15 protein-coding genes are annotated in these 16147 nt (G+C 71.3%); 2 read left to right on the top strand and 13 right to left on the bottom strand.

From position 1 onward, the window contains the following. Window positions 1–83 precede the first annotated feature (83 nt). The 8 genes from BDW27_RS22405 to ruvX all read right to left on the bottom strand — a co-directional run bounded on the left by BDW27_RS22405 (window position 84) and on the right by ruvX (window position 8462). On the bottom strand, window positions 84–1316 hold the full coding sequence (locus BDW27_RS22405; RefSeq protein ID WP_026129620.1) for an ATP-binding protein: 1233 nt from the start codon (window positions 1314–1316) through the stop codon (window positions 84–86). A 666-nt stretch (window positions 1317–1982) separates the two neighbouring features. Further along, window positions 1983–2831, bottom strand: a complete 849-nt coding sequence (locus tag BDW27_RS22400) for an RNA methyltransferase (RefSeq protein WP_017546593.1) — start codon at window positions 2829–2831, stop codon at window positions 1983–1985. Window positions 2832–2861: 30 nt separating this feature from the next. Then, on the bottom strand, window positions 2862–3233 hold the full coding sequence (gene rplT, locus BDW27_RS22395; protein ID WP_026117095.1) for a 50S ribosomal protein L20: 372 nt from the start codon (window positions 3231–3233) through the stop codon (window positions 2862–2864). Between the two features lie 163 nt (window positions 3234–3396). Continuing rightward, on the bottom strand, window positions 3397–3591 hold the full coding sequence (rpmI, locus tag BDW27_RS22390) for a 50S ribosomal protein L35 (protein ID WP_017546591.1): 195 nt from the start codon (window positions 3589–3591) through the stop codon (window positions 3397–3399). A gap of 185 nt (window positions 3592–3776) precedes the next feature. Further along, complete coding sequence (infC, locus tag BDW27_RS22385) at window positions 3777–4343, bottom strand: translation initiation factor IF-3 (RefSeq protein WP_255421507.1); 567 nt, start codon at window positions 4341–4343, stop codon at window positions 3777–3779. 410 nt (window positions 4344–4753) lie between these two features. Further along, window positions 4754–5593, bottom strand: a complete 840-nt coding sequence (locus BDW27_RS22380; protein WP_110051530.1) for a shikimate dehydrogenase — start codon at window positions 5591–5593, stop codon at window positions 4754–4756. Beyond that, window positions 5590–7977: an endolytic transglycosylase MltG gene (gene mltG, locus BDW27_RS22375; protein WP_110051529.1), complete on the bottom strand. Its 2388-nt coding sequence runs from the start codon at window positions 7975–7977 to the stop codon at window positions 5590–5592. The genes BDW27_RS22380 and mltG overlap by 4 nt, the downstream gene beginning before the upstream one ends. Further along, window positions 7974–8462 carry a Holliday junction resolvase RuvX gene (ruvX, locus tag BDW27_RS22370; protein ID WP_017546587.1) on the bottom strand — a complete coding sequence of 163 codons (489 nt, stop codon included), beginning with the start codon at window positions 8460–8462 and terminating at the stop codon, window positions 7974–7976. The genes mltG and ruvX overlap by 4 nt, the downstream gene beginning before the upstream one ends. Between ruvX and BDW27_RS27595 the strand changes: the two genes are divergently transcribed. Further along, a complete protein-coding gene (locus BDW27_RS27595; protein WP_169336572.1) occupies window positions 8454–8603 on the top strand; it encodes a hypothetical protein in 150 nt (49 codons plus the stop codon). The genes ruvX and BDW27_RS27595 overlap by 9 nt on opposite strands. A 387-nt stretch (window positions 8604–8990) precedes the next feature. Here the strand turns inward: BDW27_RS27595 and alaS are convergent, their stop codons facing one another. From alaS to BDW27_RS22345, 5 genes are all read right to left on the bottom strand, one after another. Beyond that, window positions 8991–11657 carry an alanine--tRNA ligase gene (gene alaS / locus BDW27_RS22365; protein ID WP_017546585.1) on the bottom strand — a complete coding sequence of 889 codons (2667 nt, stop codon included), beginning with the start codon at window positions 11655–11657 and terminating at the stop codon, window positions 8991–8993. A 342-nt stretch (window positions 11658–11999) separates the two neighbouring features. After that, complete coding sequence (locus BDW27_RS27165) at window positions 12000–12653, bottom strand: hypothetical protein (RefSeq protein WP_146223288.1); 654 nt, start codon at window positions 12651–12653, stop codon at window positions 12000–12002. 97 nt (window positions 12654–12750) lie between these two features. Next, window positions 12751–13308 carry a hypothetical protein gene (locus BDW27_RS22355; protein WP_017546582.1) on the bottom strand — a complete coding sequence of 186 codons (558 nt, stop codon included), beginning with the start codon at window positions 13306–13308 and terminating at the stop codon, window positions 12751–12753. 149 nt (window positions 13309–13457) lie between these two features. Beyond that, complete coding sequence (locus BDW27_RS22350) at window positions 13458–13736, bottom strand: hypothetical protein (protein WP_110051527.1); 279 nt, start codon at window positions 13734–13736, stop codon at window positions 13458–13460. Next, window positions 13733–14125 (bottom strand): DUF948 domain-containing protein, encoded by a 393-nt coding sequence (locus BDW27_RS22345; RefSeq protein ID WP_017546580.1) that lies wholly within the window; start codon window positions 14123–14125, stop codon window positions 13733–13735. The genes BDW27_RS22350 and BDW27_RS22345 overlap by 4 nt, the downstream gene beginning before the upstream one ends. Before the next feature lie 399 nt (window positions 14126–14524). On the opposite strand from BDW27_RS22345, the gene BDW27_RS22340 reads away from it, so the two are divergent. Then, window positions 14525–16096, top strand: coding sequence for a serine/threonine-protein kinase (locus tag BDW27_RS22340; protein WP_110051526.1), 1572 nt, complete (start codon window positions 14525–14527; stop codon window positions 16094–16096). Window positions 16097–16147: the final 51 nt, after the last annotated feature.

Raw genomic sequence — 16147 nt, 5'->3', positions numbered from 1 at the left:
GTTTCGGGCAGCCCGGGAAGGTTTCCGTCGCGGGGTCCGGGACATGCCACGTGCGCCCACCGGGGGGCCGAAGGTCTGAGGGCTCAGACGAACTCGGGCGTCCCGGCGGGCACGGTAAATCGGAACTCGGCGCCGCCGTTGGGGGCGCGTCCGACGGTGATCGTGCCGCCGTGGGCCTCGACGAGGCCCTTGACGATGAACAGTCCGAGGCCGGTTCCGCCACGGCGCTTCCCGCGCCAGAACTGACGGAAGACGCGCGGAACGGTCTCGGGTGCTATGCCCTGGCCTTCGTCGCGCACCGACACCGCTGCTCCTCCTTCACACGGCTCGATCACGACACTGACAGTACCAGCGCCGTGCCGCACCCCGTTTTCCACGAGGTTGGAGAGGATCTGTTCCACCTTGTCGGAGTCCAGCCACATCTGCGGGAGTTCACCGCGGGCCTCGACCCGGAAGCGCTCCTCGGCGTACCCGGAGGCGACCCGGCTGGCGACCAGTCGGCGCACGGCGGCGGGCAGGTCGACGACCTGGCGGCGAACCTCCAGGCGGCCGGACTCGATGCGGGAGACATCCAGGAGGTCGTGGATGAGCCGGGTGACACGGTCGGCGTCGGCGTTGACGGTCTCCAGCATGAACAGCTTCTGCTTGTCGGTGAGCCGTTCCCACTTGTTGAGCAGGGTGGAGGTGAAGCCCTTCACGCTGGTGAGCGGGGAGCGCAGCTCGTGCGCGACCTCGGAGACGAGGTCGGCGCGGGAGCGTTCGGACCGGGCGGAGGCGTCCCTGAGGGTGAGGACCAGGCGGACGAGGTCCCCCCCGGGCCGGGCCCGCACGTAGCGGGCGGAGACGAGGATCTCGCGTTCGTCGGGCAGGCAGAGCATGCGCTCGGGCTGACGGGTGCGTTCGCGGTCGCCGCCGTAGGGGTCGCTGGACTCCCACCAGTTGTGGCCGTCGAGACCCTTCAGGGGCAGGGCGGCGCGGAAGTCGCGGCCGATGGCGGAGGCGGTGGGAACGCCGGTCAGCTGCGCGGCGAGGGTGTTGAAGAGGACGACCCTTCCCCCGGCGTCGGCGACGACCACTCCGTCGGGCAGGTCGTCGGCGTGCAGTGGCGGAGCGTCGGCCGCCGAGGCGGTCTCGACCTCCCACAGGGCGGACGCGGCACCGCGGCGACGCACGCCACGGGGATCCGCTCCGGCGCTCTCCCGCTCTGCGGGGGCGTCGGTGGTGTGTCCTTGCCCTGGGACGGGGTCCTTTGAGGGTCGCGCCGCCGCACCGTCAGAGTCCTCCGCCGGTTGGCCCACGTGTCGGCCGCTGCCCACGCCTCTCCCCGCTCCCCTCCGAAGGTCCGCGACCACAGGACTCCTGGGTCGGGATCGCTGACCGGTCGTGCCCGTGGCTGAACTCCCCGGACACCACCGCAGATCTACCCTGCACTCCCACCTGGTACGCCTGATGACCCGGGATACGGCGTCACCCGGAACCCGGGAGACGGCCACCGGTCCGTCGCCGTCCGTCCGAGGCGGACGGACACGCGTCGGCCCACGGGCCCGCTCGCCGAGGCGTTCGGGCTCCGGTGCTCACGCCCTGTCGTCAAGCCTGCCGTGTCGTGGCGGACACACGCACCGTCCCACCCGTGACAGGGGTCGGGCGGGGGTGGACAAGCGGAAGCGCGTGAACCACCGTCGTACTGGCCCGACCCTATCGACACTCGAACCCCGTGCACGTGCATTTCGGGTGGTTGAGGCGACCTGTTACCGAGCGTGTACACCGCCCGGCACTCCATGCCGGGTCAGCCACCCAATGGTGACGGGGAGTGACGATCGGGCGTGGTTCCGCCACGCCGGAGAGCGTGCTGAACGCGTCCGGGGCGACGCCGCCGAAGCCGCGTCGAGACGCCCTGAAGAACCCTCAGAACCGGGGCCGGATCCAACCTTTCGGCCCCGCCGTAGACCGGGGGGCCGTTCTGCCGGACCCGCTCGGGCGGTTCAGGCGCGGCGCTGCTGGCGGGCGGTCGTGTACAGGCAGACCGCCGCGGCCGTGGCCAGGTTCAGGCTCTCGGCCCCGCCGTAGATCGGGACGCTGACCGCGCCGTCCGTCAGCTGGACGATCTCCTCCGGAAGGCCCCAGGCCTCGTTGCCGAAGACCCAGCCGACCGGGCCGTCCAGGTCGCCGTCGTCGGCGAGCTGGTGCAGGTCGCGGTCGCCGCTGCCGTCCGCCGCCCAGGCCTTGGCTCCGGCTCCGTGCAGGAAGTCCACCGCCCGGGCCACCGGTACCCCCACCACCACGGGCAGGTGGAACAGGCTTCCGGCGGAGGCCCGCACGCACTTGCCGTTGTAGGGGTCCACCGAGGCGTCGGTGAAGATGACGACGTCGGCTCCGGCCGCGTCGGCGGTGCGCAGGACCGTACCGGCGTTGCCGGGATCGCGCACGTGGGAGAGGACGACGGCGAGCCGCGCGTCGGAGACGCTCTCCAAGGGGACGTCGACGAACTCGCAGACCGCGATGACCCCCTGCGGGGTGATGGTCTGCGCCAGTTCGGACATCACGTCGAGACTGACCCGGTGGGTGGGCACGCCCGCTGTGTGGGCGGCGTCCATCAGGTCGATGTGGCGTTGCATGGCCTCCGCCGTGGCGTAGACCTCGACGACACCGTGGGCGGTCCCGTTGTAGGGGGACCGCCCGTCGCCGCCGTTGACGGCGGCCAGGGCCTCCCGTACAGCCTGCGGCCCCTCCGCGAGGAAGCGCCGCTCGCGCTGACGGAAGGTGCGCTTGGCGAGCCGCCGAACCCCCTTGATCCTGGGTGACCGGACACTCGTGAACTCGTGGCTCGCCATCGCTACCCGTCTGGTTCTTCCGACTGCCTGCTAGGCCGCGGCGGTGGTGGGGAGGGCCTGCTTGGCCTTCTCCACGAGGACGGCGAAGGCGGCCTCGTCGTTGACGGCCAGCTCGGCCAGCATGCGACGGTCGACCTCGATCTCGGCCAGCTTCAGACCCTGGATGAGACGGTTGTAGGTCAGGCCGTGAGCGCGGGAGGCGGCGTTGATGCGCTGGATCCACAGACGACGGAACTGCCCCTTGCGGTCCTTGCGGTCCCGGTAGGAGTAGGTCATCGAGTGGAGCATCTGCTCCTTGGCCTTGCGGTACAGACGCGAGCGCTGCCCGCGGTAACCACTGGCCCGGTCGAGAACGACCTTGCGCTTCTTCTTGGCGTTGAGAGCCCGCTTCACGCGTGCCACAGTGACTCCCTCATTGGTTCTTCCGGCGCGCACGGCGCGCCGACCGGTCCGGCCAGGACGCACCCAGCGACCGCGTTCGCTTCAGGTGGTTGTCCTCCGGGCGCCTCAGCGCGCCGACGGGGTCGGGCGCACGGGCTGGCCAAGGAGGACGGGTGCTCCGGTGCTACTTGCCCAGGAGCTTCTTGATGTTCTTGGTGTCGGCCGGAGCGAGCTCGGCCTCCGTGCCCAGCTTGCGCTTGCGCTTGGAGGTCTTGTGCTCAAGGATGTGGTTCTTGTTGGCACGGCGGCGCATGATCTTGCCAGAGCCGGTGACCTTGAAACGGTCCTTGGCTCCACTGTGGGACTTGTTCTTCGGCATGTCGCCGTCGTCTCCTACTCCGTCGGCGCGGCACCCGCACAGGATGCGGACACCGCGATTGTTCCGCCACTACGGCGGGGTCCCGTCGCACACCGGTGCATCACGGACTGGTCGGGAGCAGCCCACCCCACCACCCGGTCGTCGCCTTGACGGCGTCCGGGCGGTGGGGGACTTCCCCTGGCGCCTTACGCCTGGTCGCGCTCATCGCGGCGGGTCTTGTCCCCCGCCGCGGCGCGGGCCTCGGCCTTGTGCTCGGAACGCCGCTTGTGCGGACCGATCACCATGACCATGTTGCGGCCGTCCTGCTTGGGCTGGGACTCGACCGTGCCAAGATCCTGGACGTCCTCGGCCAGACGCGCCAGCAGCCTGCGCCCGAGCTCGGGCCTGGACTGCTCACGGCCACGGAACATGATCGTCACCTTGACCTTGTCCCCGCTCTTGAGGAACCGAACGACGTGACCCTTCTTGGTCTCGTAGTCGTGCGGGTCGATCTTCGGGCGGAGCTTGATCTCCTTGATGATCGTGTTCGACTGGTTCTTGCGCGACTCACGGGCCTTGACCGCGGACTCGTACTTGAACTTGCCGTAGTCCATCAGCTTCGCGACCGGCGGGCGCGCGGTCGGCGCGACCTCGACGAGGTCGAGGTCCGACTCCTGGGCCAGACGCAGCGCGTCCTGCACGGAGACGATTCCGACCTGCTCACCGTTGGGTCCGACGAGTCGGACCTCGGGCACCCGGATACGGTCATTGATGCGGGGCTCTGTGCTGATGAGACCCCTCCCTAGCTTTCTCGGATTACCTGGGACCGGCCGCCCACCCCGTGGTGGTCGGCCTGTTCGACCGGGTCGCCCGTGCTTGTTCAGGCCACCCGCCCGCGTTGGGGTCTCACCAGAAACGAAAAACCCCGCCAGCGTGTGCAAGCGGGGCGATCCGACCGGATGTTCACGACGGGACCGCGAACCAGGCCGACGGAACCCGTACACGGGTTTCCGACGAACTCGGGGCGGCGTGCCCATCGTCTGACCGGGACCCACACGGGCGCGGCCCGGTAGGTGGGAGGATCATCTCCGCTTGCGGCTCCGGTGTGTCAGACACACCGGACCAAGTCGATGACACCCAATATAGCAGGACCCCGCGACCGCCCGACCACCGTGCCCGGGGGTCAGTGGGCCACCCGGGCGGAGCGCCGGAGGAGTTCCGCCTCGCCGGCGGCCCGCATGGCCTCCACCGGGACGTCCCCGATCCCCGTCATCAGGCGGACCTGGGCGGCGGCCTGGTGCAGGAGCATCGGGAACCCGCCGACCACGCGCCCGCCACGGGCCGCCACCGCTGAGGCGGCGGCGGTCGGCCATGGGGCGTAGATCACGTCGAACAGGTCGGCCCGGGAGGCCGCGATCCGAGTGGCGTACCCGTCCGTCGCACCCGAAGGCAGGGTGGAGACCACGAGGTCGGCGTCCAGGTGGTGGTCGATCTCCGCCAGCGGCGCCACCCGGACGGGGCGGCCGAGGCGCTCCGCGGCCGCCGTGACCTCGCCGGTGCGCGCCGTGTCACGGGCCAGGACGGTGACCGGTCCGGTCGTGCCCAGATCCCGCAGGGCCGCGAGGGCGGAGGCCGCGGTGGCCCCCGCGCCCAGGACGAGCGTGCTGGCCGGAACCGCCACGCCCGCCTCGGTGAGGGCGGTGGCGATCCCCTCGACGTCGGTGTTCAGCGCCGACCACCCCGCCCCCCTACGAACCAGGGTGTTGGCGCCGCCGACGGCCGTGGCCAGGTCCGTGACCTCGTCGGCCAGGTCCATGGCCCGCCGCTTCAGCGGCATGGTCAGGGAGAGCCCGGCCCACTCGGACGGGTCCAGCTCGGCGAGGAAGGGAGCCAGCCCCGCCTCGTCGCACTCGACCAGTCCGTAAGACCAGTCGTCCAGGCCCAGCGCCGCGTAGGCGGCCGTGTGCAGGACCGGGGAGAGCGAGTGGGCCACGGGCGAGCCCAGGACGGCCGCGCGCGTCACTCCTCACCCCCGCCGCTGCCGCCGCCCCAGGTCTCCTGGAAGCGTTCCTTGAGGACCTCGAACTCCTCGTGGGACTCGGCGAACTCGGTGACGCCGTTGTCCGGGTCCGTGGCCACGAAGTACAGCCACTCGCCGTCCGCCGGTTCCAGGGCGGCCTCGATGGCCTCCTCGCCCGGGGCGACGAACGGGCCGGGGATCAGCCCGGTGCTGTAGTAGGTGTCGAACCCGCTGGTGTCGTCCCGGCACTGCCTGAGCTGTTCGCTGTTGAGCGCGATGCCGTACTCGCCGATGGCGTAGAAGCAGGTGCTGTCCATCTGGAGCGCCATGTCGATGTCCAGGCGGTTGTGCACCACCCGGGAGATCTTCGGCATGTCCTCGGCCCGACCGCTCTCGGCCTGGACGATGGAGGCGATCGCCATGACCTCGTTGGAGTCGTACCCGAGGTCGGCGGCGCGGGACTCCAGGTTCACCTCCTCGGCGACCTGCCGGTACTGGGTGACCATGGTGCGCAGCATCGAGAGGGGCTCGGTGTCGGGCTCGAACCGGTACGTGGACGGGAACAGGTAGCCCGCCGGGCCCTCGGAGGCGTAGTCGGGCAGGCCGAGTTCGTCGGTCTGTTCGTACGCCTCCTGGAGCTCCTCCAGGCTCAGCCCCGTGTTCTCGGCCAGGAGCTGGAGCACCTGGTCCGAACGGAGCCCCTCGCGGATGGTGACCCGACCGCCCAGGCGGTTCTCCGGGTCCAGCAGGGCCGCCACGGCGTCCTCGCCGCTCATGCCCTCGGCCAGGGAGTAGGTACCCGGGACAAGCCCGTCGCCCTCGCTGGAGCTGAGCGCGTTGGTGAAGGCCCGCACGCTGGCGACCACGCCCTGGTCCACGAGGCTCTGGGCGACCGCGGTACCGCTCTGCCCCTCCTCGATGGCGAAGACGACCTCGCCCTCGCCCCCGCCGGAGAAGTCGGGCGGGAACACGTAGGTGCGCGCCACCCCGTAACCGCCGCCCGCGACCACGAGCAGCAGGACCAGGGCGAGCAGGACCGTCAGGCCCTTGCTCTTCTTGCGCTTCTTGGGCTTGCCCTTGTTGAGCCGGGCGGCCTGCGCGGCCTTGGCTCGCTTGGCGCGCTTGCGGTTGGCACGGCTGTCACCGTAGGAGGCGGCGATGTCCTCGAGGCTGTCCTCTTCGTAGAGGTCCTCCTCGGGCTCCTCCTCGACCTCGGGCTCGGGTTCGGGCTCGGCCCGGCGCCCCCGCTTGGCGCGACGACGACCGCGACGTCCCTTGGGCTCCTCGTCCTCCGGTTCCTGTGCGAGGAAGGAACCGGTGTCCGTGAGGTGCTGCTCGTCCTCGTCCAGGTTGGACAGCTCCGCGAAGGCCCCGGTGTCGGTGACCGGCACTGCGGCGAAGGCCCCGCTGTCCTCGGGCTCCTCCTCCGCGGCACGGCGGGCGCGGCGACGACCGCGACGGCCGGCCGGCTCCTCGGGCTCCGGTTCGGGCTCCGGTTCGTACTCGGGCTCGCGTGCCCGGAAGGCCCCGGTGTCCTCGGGCTCCTCCTCCGCGGCACGGCGGGCGCGCCGCCGACCGCGACGCCCCGTGGGCTCCTCGTCCTCCGGCTCCAGCGCGCGGAAGGCACCCGTGTCGCGCACGGGCTCGGGCTGCGTCTCCTGGGCGCGCTTGCGGCGGCCCCTGCGGCCCTGGGGTTCCTCTTCCGGGGGATCCGTGTGGAATGCGGGGGCGGGTTCGTCGGCGTCGTCGCCCCAGAAGGCGGAGCGCGGCTCGGCGGGCTCCTCGGCGCGTGCGCGCCGGGCCCTGCGTGGGGGCTGCTCCTGGGCGGGGGCGTCCGCGGGCGGCTGGGGGGTCCCGCGTGAAGGGTTCTGTGCGCCACCCAGGTTGGCCAGGGCCGCCAGGGCGTCCTGGGTCGCGTCGGCGCTGGGCCGCTGATGGCTTCCGGTGTCCGAGGGGGACCCCTGCTCGGGGTGCTGGGGCGCCTGTCCGCCGCGTGCGGCACGGCCGCCGCGCAGGGCGTCGGCGGCACCGAAGCGCCGGGGACCGGCGGACTGCGGTTCGCCGTTCCACGGTGCCTCGTCCTCGGGCGGTTCGGCCCTGCGGCGGCGTCCGGGGGCGGGCGCGGTCCGGCTGCTCGTGTCGCCCTCCCCGGGGGCGGGGGCCGCGTACCGGGGGGCGCGGACATCGCCGGCGGGTGGTCCGGTGTGCCCGAACTCACCTGTACCGGGCTGCTCGGTCCAGGGGCCGGACTGGGGCTCGGGGCGCGCCCGACGGCCGCGTGACGGCGGCTGCGCGGGCAGCGGGTCGGAGAGCGGGTCGTAGTCGTAGCCGCCCTCGCGGTCGGCACGGCCACGGTAGGGATCGGGGTAGTCATCCCTGTCGGTCATGAATCTCCCTGGCTGGCATGGACGATCTCGCCCGGGGGATGGCCTGTCGACCGTTCCTGGTCCAAGGCACTCTGCAAGAGCACGGTGGCGGCCGCCTGGTCGATGACCGAGCGGCGGGCTCGGCCGCCCTTGGCACCCTTCTTCCCGAAGGAGGCGCCGGAGAGCAACTGTCCCTGGGCGGTCACCGTGGTGAGTCGTTCGTCCACGAGCCTGACGGGGACGGGGGCGAGGAGTCGGGCCAGAGTGTTCGCGAACTCGCGCGCGGACCGGGCCGCCGGTCCCTCCTGGCCGGACAGTGAAGCAGGGTAGCCCACGACGACCTCGCGGGCCTCCTTCTCCAGTACGAGGAGGGCGATGCGCTGCACGTCGCCCCTGCCCCGTGGGATGGTCTCGACCGGGCTGGCCAGCACGCCGCTGGGGTCGCTGGCGGCGACGCCGATACGCGCGTTGCCCGGATCGATCGCCAGGCGCACACCGTGTCTCACGAGGACGCCTCCTCCTGCCTGGGGGCGCTGCTCGCGCGGGCCGTACCGTCGACGGCACAGCACCGCTGCTGGGAAATCCTCAACACGGTGGTCCTGTTCATCAGCTGGATCGCGGGAATCTCCGCGCAGACAGCCATGTGATCGGCTGTGACGCGCCACAGTATGCCCGATTCGATGACGGTGCGCAGCCTGACCCGTGGAACGCTCCCGGTCGCGCGGGGACCGGGCCACGGGCCTCGGGTCTGGCCGTGTCAACGGGGACCGGGGCGCACGCGTACCGTCCGAGTGTAGGTCACAGCGGTCACGCGCCGGGCCCGGGCGGGTGTCACCGGGTCGTCCGACGGCATCGTGCGTCGGATCGGGTCCCGGCGATGCGGGAACCGTCAGCTTGGTCACATAACGAAACTGTACGGACAGGTTCGACAACTCAGGGTGATTGACCCGTTCGGAGTGGCGGAAAGGCGACCGCACCCCGCGGGACCTCCAGGGCCCCACGGGGCGCGGTCGGACCGACCGTCGCCAAGGCGCCTAGGCGCCCGCGACGCGCGCCTCCACGGCGCGCAGGGCCTCGTCCACCTTGCTCGCGTCGGTGCCGCCGCCCTGGGCGATGTCGGGCTTGCCGCCGCCACCGCCGCCGAGGGCGCGGGCCGCGACACCCACGAGGTCGCCCGCCTTGATCCCGGCCTTCTGCGCGGCCTTGTTCGCGGCGATCACCACGACGGGACGGTCCTTGGGCACGGCGGTCATCGCCACGACCACGGGCTCGTCCTCACCGAGGCGTCCGCGCACGTCCAGGACCAGCTTGCGCAGGTCGTCACCGCTGGCACCCTCGGGCGCCTCGGCGGCCACGACCCGGGCCGAGCCGTGTCGGCGCGCGCCCGCCGCGAGGTCGCCCGCGGCCTGGAGCACCTGGGCGGCGCGCAGCTTCTCGATCTCCTTCTCGGCGACGCGCAGCCGCGAGACCATCGTGTCGATCCGCTCGGGCAGTTCCTCCCGAGGCGTCTTGAGCTGCTCGGAGAGCTGTCCGACCAGAGCCGACTCCTTGGACAGACGCTTGAACGCGTCCACGCCCACGGCCGCCTCGACACGGCGCACGCCCGAGCCGATGGAGGACTCCCCCAGCAGCTTGACGATGCCGAGCTTGGCGGTGGAGCCGACGTGCGTACCGCCGCAGAGCTCGACCGAGTAGTCGCTCATTTCCACGACCCTGACGCGGTCGCCGTACTTCTCGCCGAACATGGCCAGGGCGCCCATCTTGAGCGCCTCGTCCAGGCTCTTCTCCTCGGTCTGGACCGCGATGTCGCCGGCGAGGACCGTGTTGACCTCCTCCTCGACCTCGGCCAGGCGCTGTCCGCCCAGCGCGTTGTCGGCGGTGAAGTCGAACCGCAGCTGGCCGGGGCGGTTCTCCGAACCGGCCTGTCCGGCGGAGGGGCCGATCGCGTTGCGCAGCGCCGAGTGGATCAGGTGGGTGGCCGAGTGGGACCGTTCGATGGCGTGGCGGCGACCAGTGTCGATCTCCGCGTGCACGGTGTCGTCCAGGACGACCTCTCCCGAGCGGACGGTGCCCCGGTGCACGAACAGGCCCGGGAGCGGCTTCTGGACGTCCTCGACGTCCACCACGCCGCGCCCGTCGACGGTCAGGGTGCCGGTGTCGGCGAGCTGACCGCCGCTCTCCCCGTAGAACGGGGTGCGGTCCAGGACGATCTCCACCTTGTCGCCCGCGCGCGCGGCGGGGACGCCCTCGCCGTCCACGACGATGCCCTTGACGCGGGAGTCGCTCTCGGCCTCGGTGTAGCCCAGGAACTCGGTGTTGCCCGCGTTCTCGTGCATCTGCGCGTAGAGCGAGATGTCGGCGTTTCCGAGCTTCTTCGCCTTGGCGTCGGCCTTGGCGGTGTCCTTCTGGCGCTGCATGAGTTCACGGAAGGCGCCCTCGTCCACGCTGAGGCCCTGCTCGGCCGCCATCTCCAGGGTGAGGTCGATGGGGAAGCCGTAGGTGTCGTGGAGCTGGAAGGCGTCCACACCCGAGAACTCGGTGCCGCCCGCGGCGCGGGTGCGCTCGGCCGCGCGGCCGAAGAGCGTGGTGCCCGCGCGGAGGGTGTCCGCGAAGTTGCGCTCCTCGTTGTCGATCACGCCGTGGACGACGTCGGCCTTGTCGAGCAGGTCCGGGTAGATGTCCTTCATCGCGTCGATGCTGACCTCGGTCAGGTCGTGCAGGAAGAAGGAGTCGGTGCCCGAGAGCAGCCGCAGGTTGCGGATCGAGCGGCGAAGGATGCGGCGCAGGACGTACCCGGCCTTCTCGTTGCCGGGCTTGACGCCGTCTCCGACGAGCATGACGGCGCTGCGCACGTGGTCGGCGACCACGCGGAGCATGACGTCCTGGTCGTGGTCGCCACCGTAGGTGGTGCCGGTCAGCTCGGCGGCGCGGTGCAGTACGCGGCCGATGATGTCGGTCTCGTAGATGTTGTCGACGCCCTGGAGGACCGCCGCGAGGCGCTCCAGACCGAGACCGGTGTCGATGTTCTTCCTGGGCAGTTCGCCGAGGATCGGGTAGTCCTTGCCGGAGCCCTCACCCCGTTCGTACTGCATGAAGACGAGGTTCCAGATCTCGATGTAGCGGTTCTCGTCCGCCTCGGGACCACCCTCGACGCCGTACTCGGGGCCGCGGTCGTAGAAGATCTCGGAGCAGGGGCCGCAGGGACCGGGCACGCCCATGTCCCAGTAGTTCTCCTCCATGCCCATGCGCTGGATGCGCTCGGGGCGGACGCCGACCTTGTCGCGCCAGATCGACGCGGCCTCGTCGTCGTCGAGGTAGACGGTCACCCACAGCTTCTCGGGGTCGATCCCGAAGCCGCCCTCGGACACCGGGGTGGTGACGAGCTCCCACGCCAGCGGGATCGCCCGCTCCTTGAAGTAGTCACCGAACGAGAAGTTGCCCAGCATCTGGAAGAAGGTGGCGTGACGGGAGGTCTTGCCGACCTCCTCGATGTCCTTGGTCCGGATGCACTTCTGGACGCTGGTGGCGGTGTCGTAGGAGGGTGTGCGCTGACCCAGGAAGTAGGGCTTGAAGGGGACCATGCCTGCTGGCACCAGCAGCAGCGTGGGGTCCTCGGCGATCAGGCTTGCCGAGGGCACCACGGTGTGTCCGTTCTTCTCGAAGAAACTGAGGAAGCGGCGCGCGATCTCTGCCGTCTCCATTGATGCCCTCCTGTGCTTGGCTCCGCCGCCCGGTGGCGGCGGGGTTGTCCCTGGGTGGGACCGTGGTCACGCGTGGTCGGTAGGGGCCCATCGTAGAGGGGACCGCCACGTCTGCGCGCATGGTTTGCAGTGGCCGCCGAGGACCCGCACCGTTGATGACAACGGCGGCGGTCCGGCCATTCCAAGGCTATCGCCGCTGGCCACCGACGCATCCCCGATGGGCCGCCCGCGAGGGCTCCGGGCCCGGGTGCGGGAACGCCGAGGGGCCCGGCGGTCTCCCGCCGGGCCCCTCATCGGTGGTCACGCTTCCCCTGCCGTGTCGGCGGGCCGTGACGAGGCGCCTCAGACGCCGTAGAACTCCCGCACCTTCGGGGCGAACATGAGCCCGGTCATCGTGGCGTGGAAGGCCAGCGGGATCAGGGAGGTGGGCGCACCCTCCATGGCGAGCGCGCTGACCACGTTGAGGACCAGCAGGAGCGCGGAGACGATGTTGAACACGACGACGCCCCAGTAGACGCCCTTCGTGCGCTTGCCCATCTTGGCGGCGAGCGTCGTCGAGACGATGCCGTAGACCAGGGGGATCAGCGCGAAGAAGGCTCCGAGGGCACCAAGGACGCCCACCACCCCGGCGACCTCGGCGCCGCTCGCCTCGGACGCGGTCCCGGCCGCGGCGCCGAAGCCCACGCCGAGCGCGACGAACACGCCGATGGTCAGGCCGAGGAGGATGCCGACCGGACCGCCGATGAACATCAGCACGCGGACGGTGGTGGCCGGGCCGGGCACCGTGTCGGGGACTCCGGGCGAACCGTGGAACTGCGGGGGCGGGGGCGGGGCGCCGGGCGCTCCGTAGGGCTGGCCGGGGCCGTGGCCGTGCTGCATCGGCTGCTGGGGGTAGCCGTAGCCGCCCTGCTGGTGCTGGGGCGGGCCCTGCTGGTACTGGGGCGGCTGGCCCTGACCGTAGGGCTGCTGGGGGCCTGAGGGAGGCGTGGGGTACACCTTGGTCCTCTCTGAGGAATCGTGTGGACAGCGGGAGGATCTCGACAGAGACAGACCCGGAGAGAGCAGTGCCGGGGCGGGGGTTCCGCCCCGGATCTCAGTAACCGGGGTAGTGACCGGCGGGCGCGGGCTTGTAGTACGCGCGGGTCGCCGGAACCACCATCAGGACGATCATGCCGATCGCGAAGAGCAGCGGGATGAACGATCCGACGGCTCCGGTGAAGATGTTGACGAGCAGCAGGAGGGCGGCCAGGGCCTGGAAGACGACGATCGACCAGAGGATGCCGCCGCTGCGCCGACCCATGAACGAGGCCAGGGCGGTGGAGACGAGGCCGTACACGAGCATGACGCCGCCCAGGATCGCCATGACGGCGACGATCTCCGCGGCGTCGATGTTGACCCCGGTCTCCTGGACGCCCTCGGCGAAACCCTCGCCGAACTCGTTGTCACCGCCGGCCATCAGCCCCATCAGCAGGACGAGGCCGCCGAAGAGCAGCCCGCACACACCGCCGATGAACATCAGCACGCGCACGGTGATCGCGGTCCCGGGCATCTTGGGCGGCCCCTGCGGGACGCCGGGGTAGCCGGGCTGTCCCTGGTTGTAGGGGTCCTGACCACCGGAGTAGGGACCCTGGGGCGGCTGTGGCGGGTACATGGCGCTTCCTCACGTGTTGCACTGGTTCGTCAACCCTACAGACGCGCGTCCGAGAGCATCGGTTCGCGATTGCGACGTAACGATCCGACGGATTCGACGCCCGACCGGTTCCCCTCGTTGCCCCAGGTTGTGCCCAATACGGCCAGCCGCTACCCGCGGTCGCGGAGTCCCGGTGAGTCGGGGTCTGCGGAGCGCAGGGAATGGGGCTCGGGCGCGTAGCGGCGCAACAGCTCCGCCTCCTCCTCCCGGACCGCCTCCGCGAGGTCCTCGTTGAGCTCCTGGAGGGCGCCCCGGTACTCGCTGACCCGGCCCTCGACCCGGTCGGCGATGCCGCCGGGCGTCATGGCCCGGCGGGCCCGGTGCACGCGGTGCACCGCGTAGCCGCCGATCGCCGCACCGGCCGCGAGGTAGAACAGTCGCCCGATCAACGGTTCTCCCTCCGCTTGCGGCCGCGCATCACGGCCAGGGCCTTGCGGCGGCCCAGGACCTGACGGACGGCGTAGGAGAACGAGGCGATCCTCACCAGCGGGCCGGTGAACACCGACCGGGTGAGGGCGGTCATGGTGGACACGTCCTCCGAAGAGGCCTGCACGTTGGCGGTGATCTCCTCGACCCGCTCCAGTGACGTGTTGGTGCGCTCCACCGTGGAGGCCACGTCGTCCAGCAGCGGCGGGGTCCGGTCCCCCACCTCGGAGACGACCTTGGTGGTCTCGTTGATGAGCTTGATCAGTTTGACGAGCGCCACGCACATGAACGTGGCCAGCACCGCCCAGACCACCGCTGCGACGAGCGCGGCGACCTCTCCTCCGGTCAGCATGAAGGCTCCGTAGGGCAGATAGAGGGTTGCTTCGAGGGTGTGCGAACGGGTCCGCGCGCGCTCGGGCGCGCACCGGACGCCTTGGGCGGGTACGGGGGCCAGCGATCGCGCCGGGTCGGGGCTCCCGATCCGCGTCCGCCGCCGCTGCCACTGAGGGCCGAGGCGGCTGGTTTCGGCTGACCCTATCGCGTCCGGTGTCGGCACGCGTGGGCGCGCCACGGTGTGGCAGGCAGTGGGGAGGGTCATGTGTCCGAGAGGTCCGGTTCGGGACCCTCGGGGATCGACGGACCGGCGAGCGTCGGCGAGAATCACCGCAGAGATGGTTCTTCACTACGATGTCCGGACACCAGGGCACGCCCCGCAGCCCCTCGCTGGCCCAGAAGCACCGACAGGACACCCATGAGCCCCCGTTCTCCGCGTGAGATCTCCGTACTGGTACCCCCGGACCTGGCCCCCCTCTACCCGGACGACCCGTCGCGGATCGGCCCCTACCTCGTCCTCGGACGACTGGGGCAGGGTTCCACCGGCACCGTGTACGCCGCCGTGGACACCGCCTCCACCACCGCTGGCGACCGTTTGGTCGCCGTGAAGCTGCTCCGGTCCCCCGAGCTGGAGTCCCCCGACGTCTACCCCGCGCTGGCTCGGAGGTTGCGCAACCTGTCACAGGTCGACCCGGAACGGGTCGTCGTGCCGCTCGCCTTCGACCCGGACGCCAACCCGCCGTGGCTGTCCATGCCCTACCTGGCCGGGCAGCGGTTGTCCCACTACGTGACCAGGCGTGGCGGCGTGGGGGTCGGGAAGCTGATCGCGCTGGCCACCGCGTTGGCCGAGGGGTTGTCGGCCCTGCACGCCCGCGGGGTCTCCCACGGATCGCTGCGTCCCAGCGAGATCCTGCTGGAGTCGCACGGACCGCACATCATGGAGTGCGCGATCGCACCGAAGGCGGAACGGCTGCGCGGTTCGGGTGCCACCTGGCTGAGCCCCGAGCGGTACCTGGGCGGGGCGCCGTCGCCCGCGGCGGACGTGTTCGCCTGGGGCGCCGTCGTGGCGTTCGCCGGGACCGGGCGTCTGCCCTTCGGCCCGGGTGAGCCCGAGGAGATCGCCGAGCGGGTGGCCGCCGGGGACTTCGCCCTCGACGGGCTTGCGCAGGGTCTGCGCCCGGTCGTGGGGCGCGCCCTGGACCCCGATCCGGACCGTCGGCCCAGCCTGCGAGAGGTGACCGGAGCGGTCATCGCCGTGTGGCACGCGGAGGGGTCCGATTCCGAGGAGGGAGGCGCCCCGACCGGTGGCCGCGAGGAGATCAGCCGTCTCCTCGAACGCGAGTGGCACGCGGTGGAGCCGCCCGCGCGGGTGCCCGAGGTGATCCGGTTGGAGGGCCGGATGGGCAACCACCGTCCCACCCGCACCCTCTTCCTGGTGGGCGCCGTCTCGGTCGCCGCCGCGCTCGTCGGCGGTGGTGTCTGGGGCCTGTCCCAGATGGTCGGCGACGGCGCCGAGGCCGACCCGGTCGCGGACGAGGCCTCGGAGGCACCCGAGTCCGAGCCCGCCGCGGAGGAGGAGGACCCGGGGACGCTGGTGGTCCGGTTCGACCCCTCGGAGCAGGCGGAGCCGGAGGCGGGGGTCGATGAGCGGACCTGGGTGTACACGCCGGTCACTCGGGACGACGAGATCCCGCGCAACCAGGGGATTCCGAGCCACGAGGCCTGGGCGGAGCAGTGGCGGGAGGCGGGCGACCCGGGTGAGGCGGTGATCCGGCCCGACGCCGAGGTGAAGTGCGCCCGCTTCTGCGCCGCACCCGAGCACGTCTTCCTCGACGAGGAGGCGCGCGGCACCTGGGACCTGAGCGGGAACGACTTCGTCGACTACCTGTCCTGGGGGCCGGTGATGATCGTGGAGATCACCTTCGCGGAGGAGTCGGAGGGTGAGGGGCCCCGCGAGGTGGTGGAGGTCGTGGAGCTGTTCTCCGACTGAGCGGGGGCGGACGGTGACCGTCCCCTCCCCGTGACACGGCCCCGGCGCACC

This window comes from Nocardiopsis sp. L17-MgMaSL7 (genome assembly GCF_003182025.1).
In the GTDB taxonomy this organism is placed as follows: domain Bacteria; phylum Actinomycetota; class Actinomycetes; order Streptosporangiales; family Streptosporangiaceae; genus Nocardiopsis; species Nocardiopsis prasina.
Note: the sequence above shows the minus strand (reverse complement) of the source record. Positions and strands in the feature narration are given on the sequence as shown.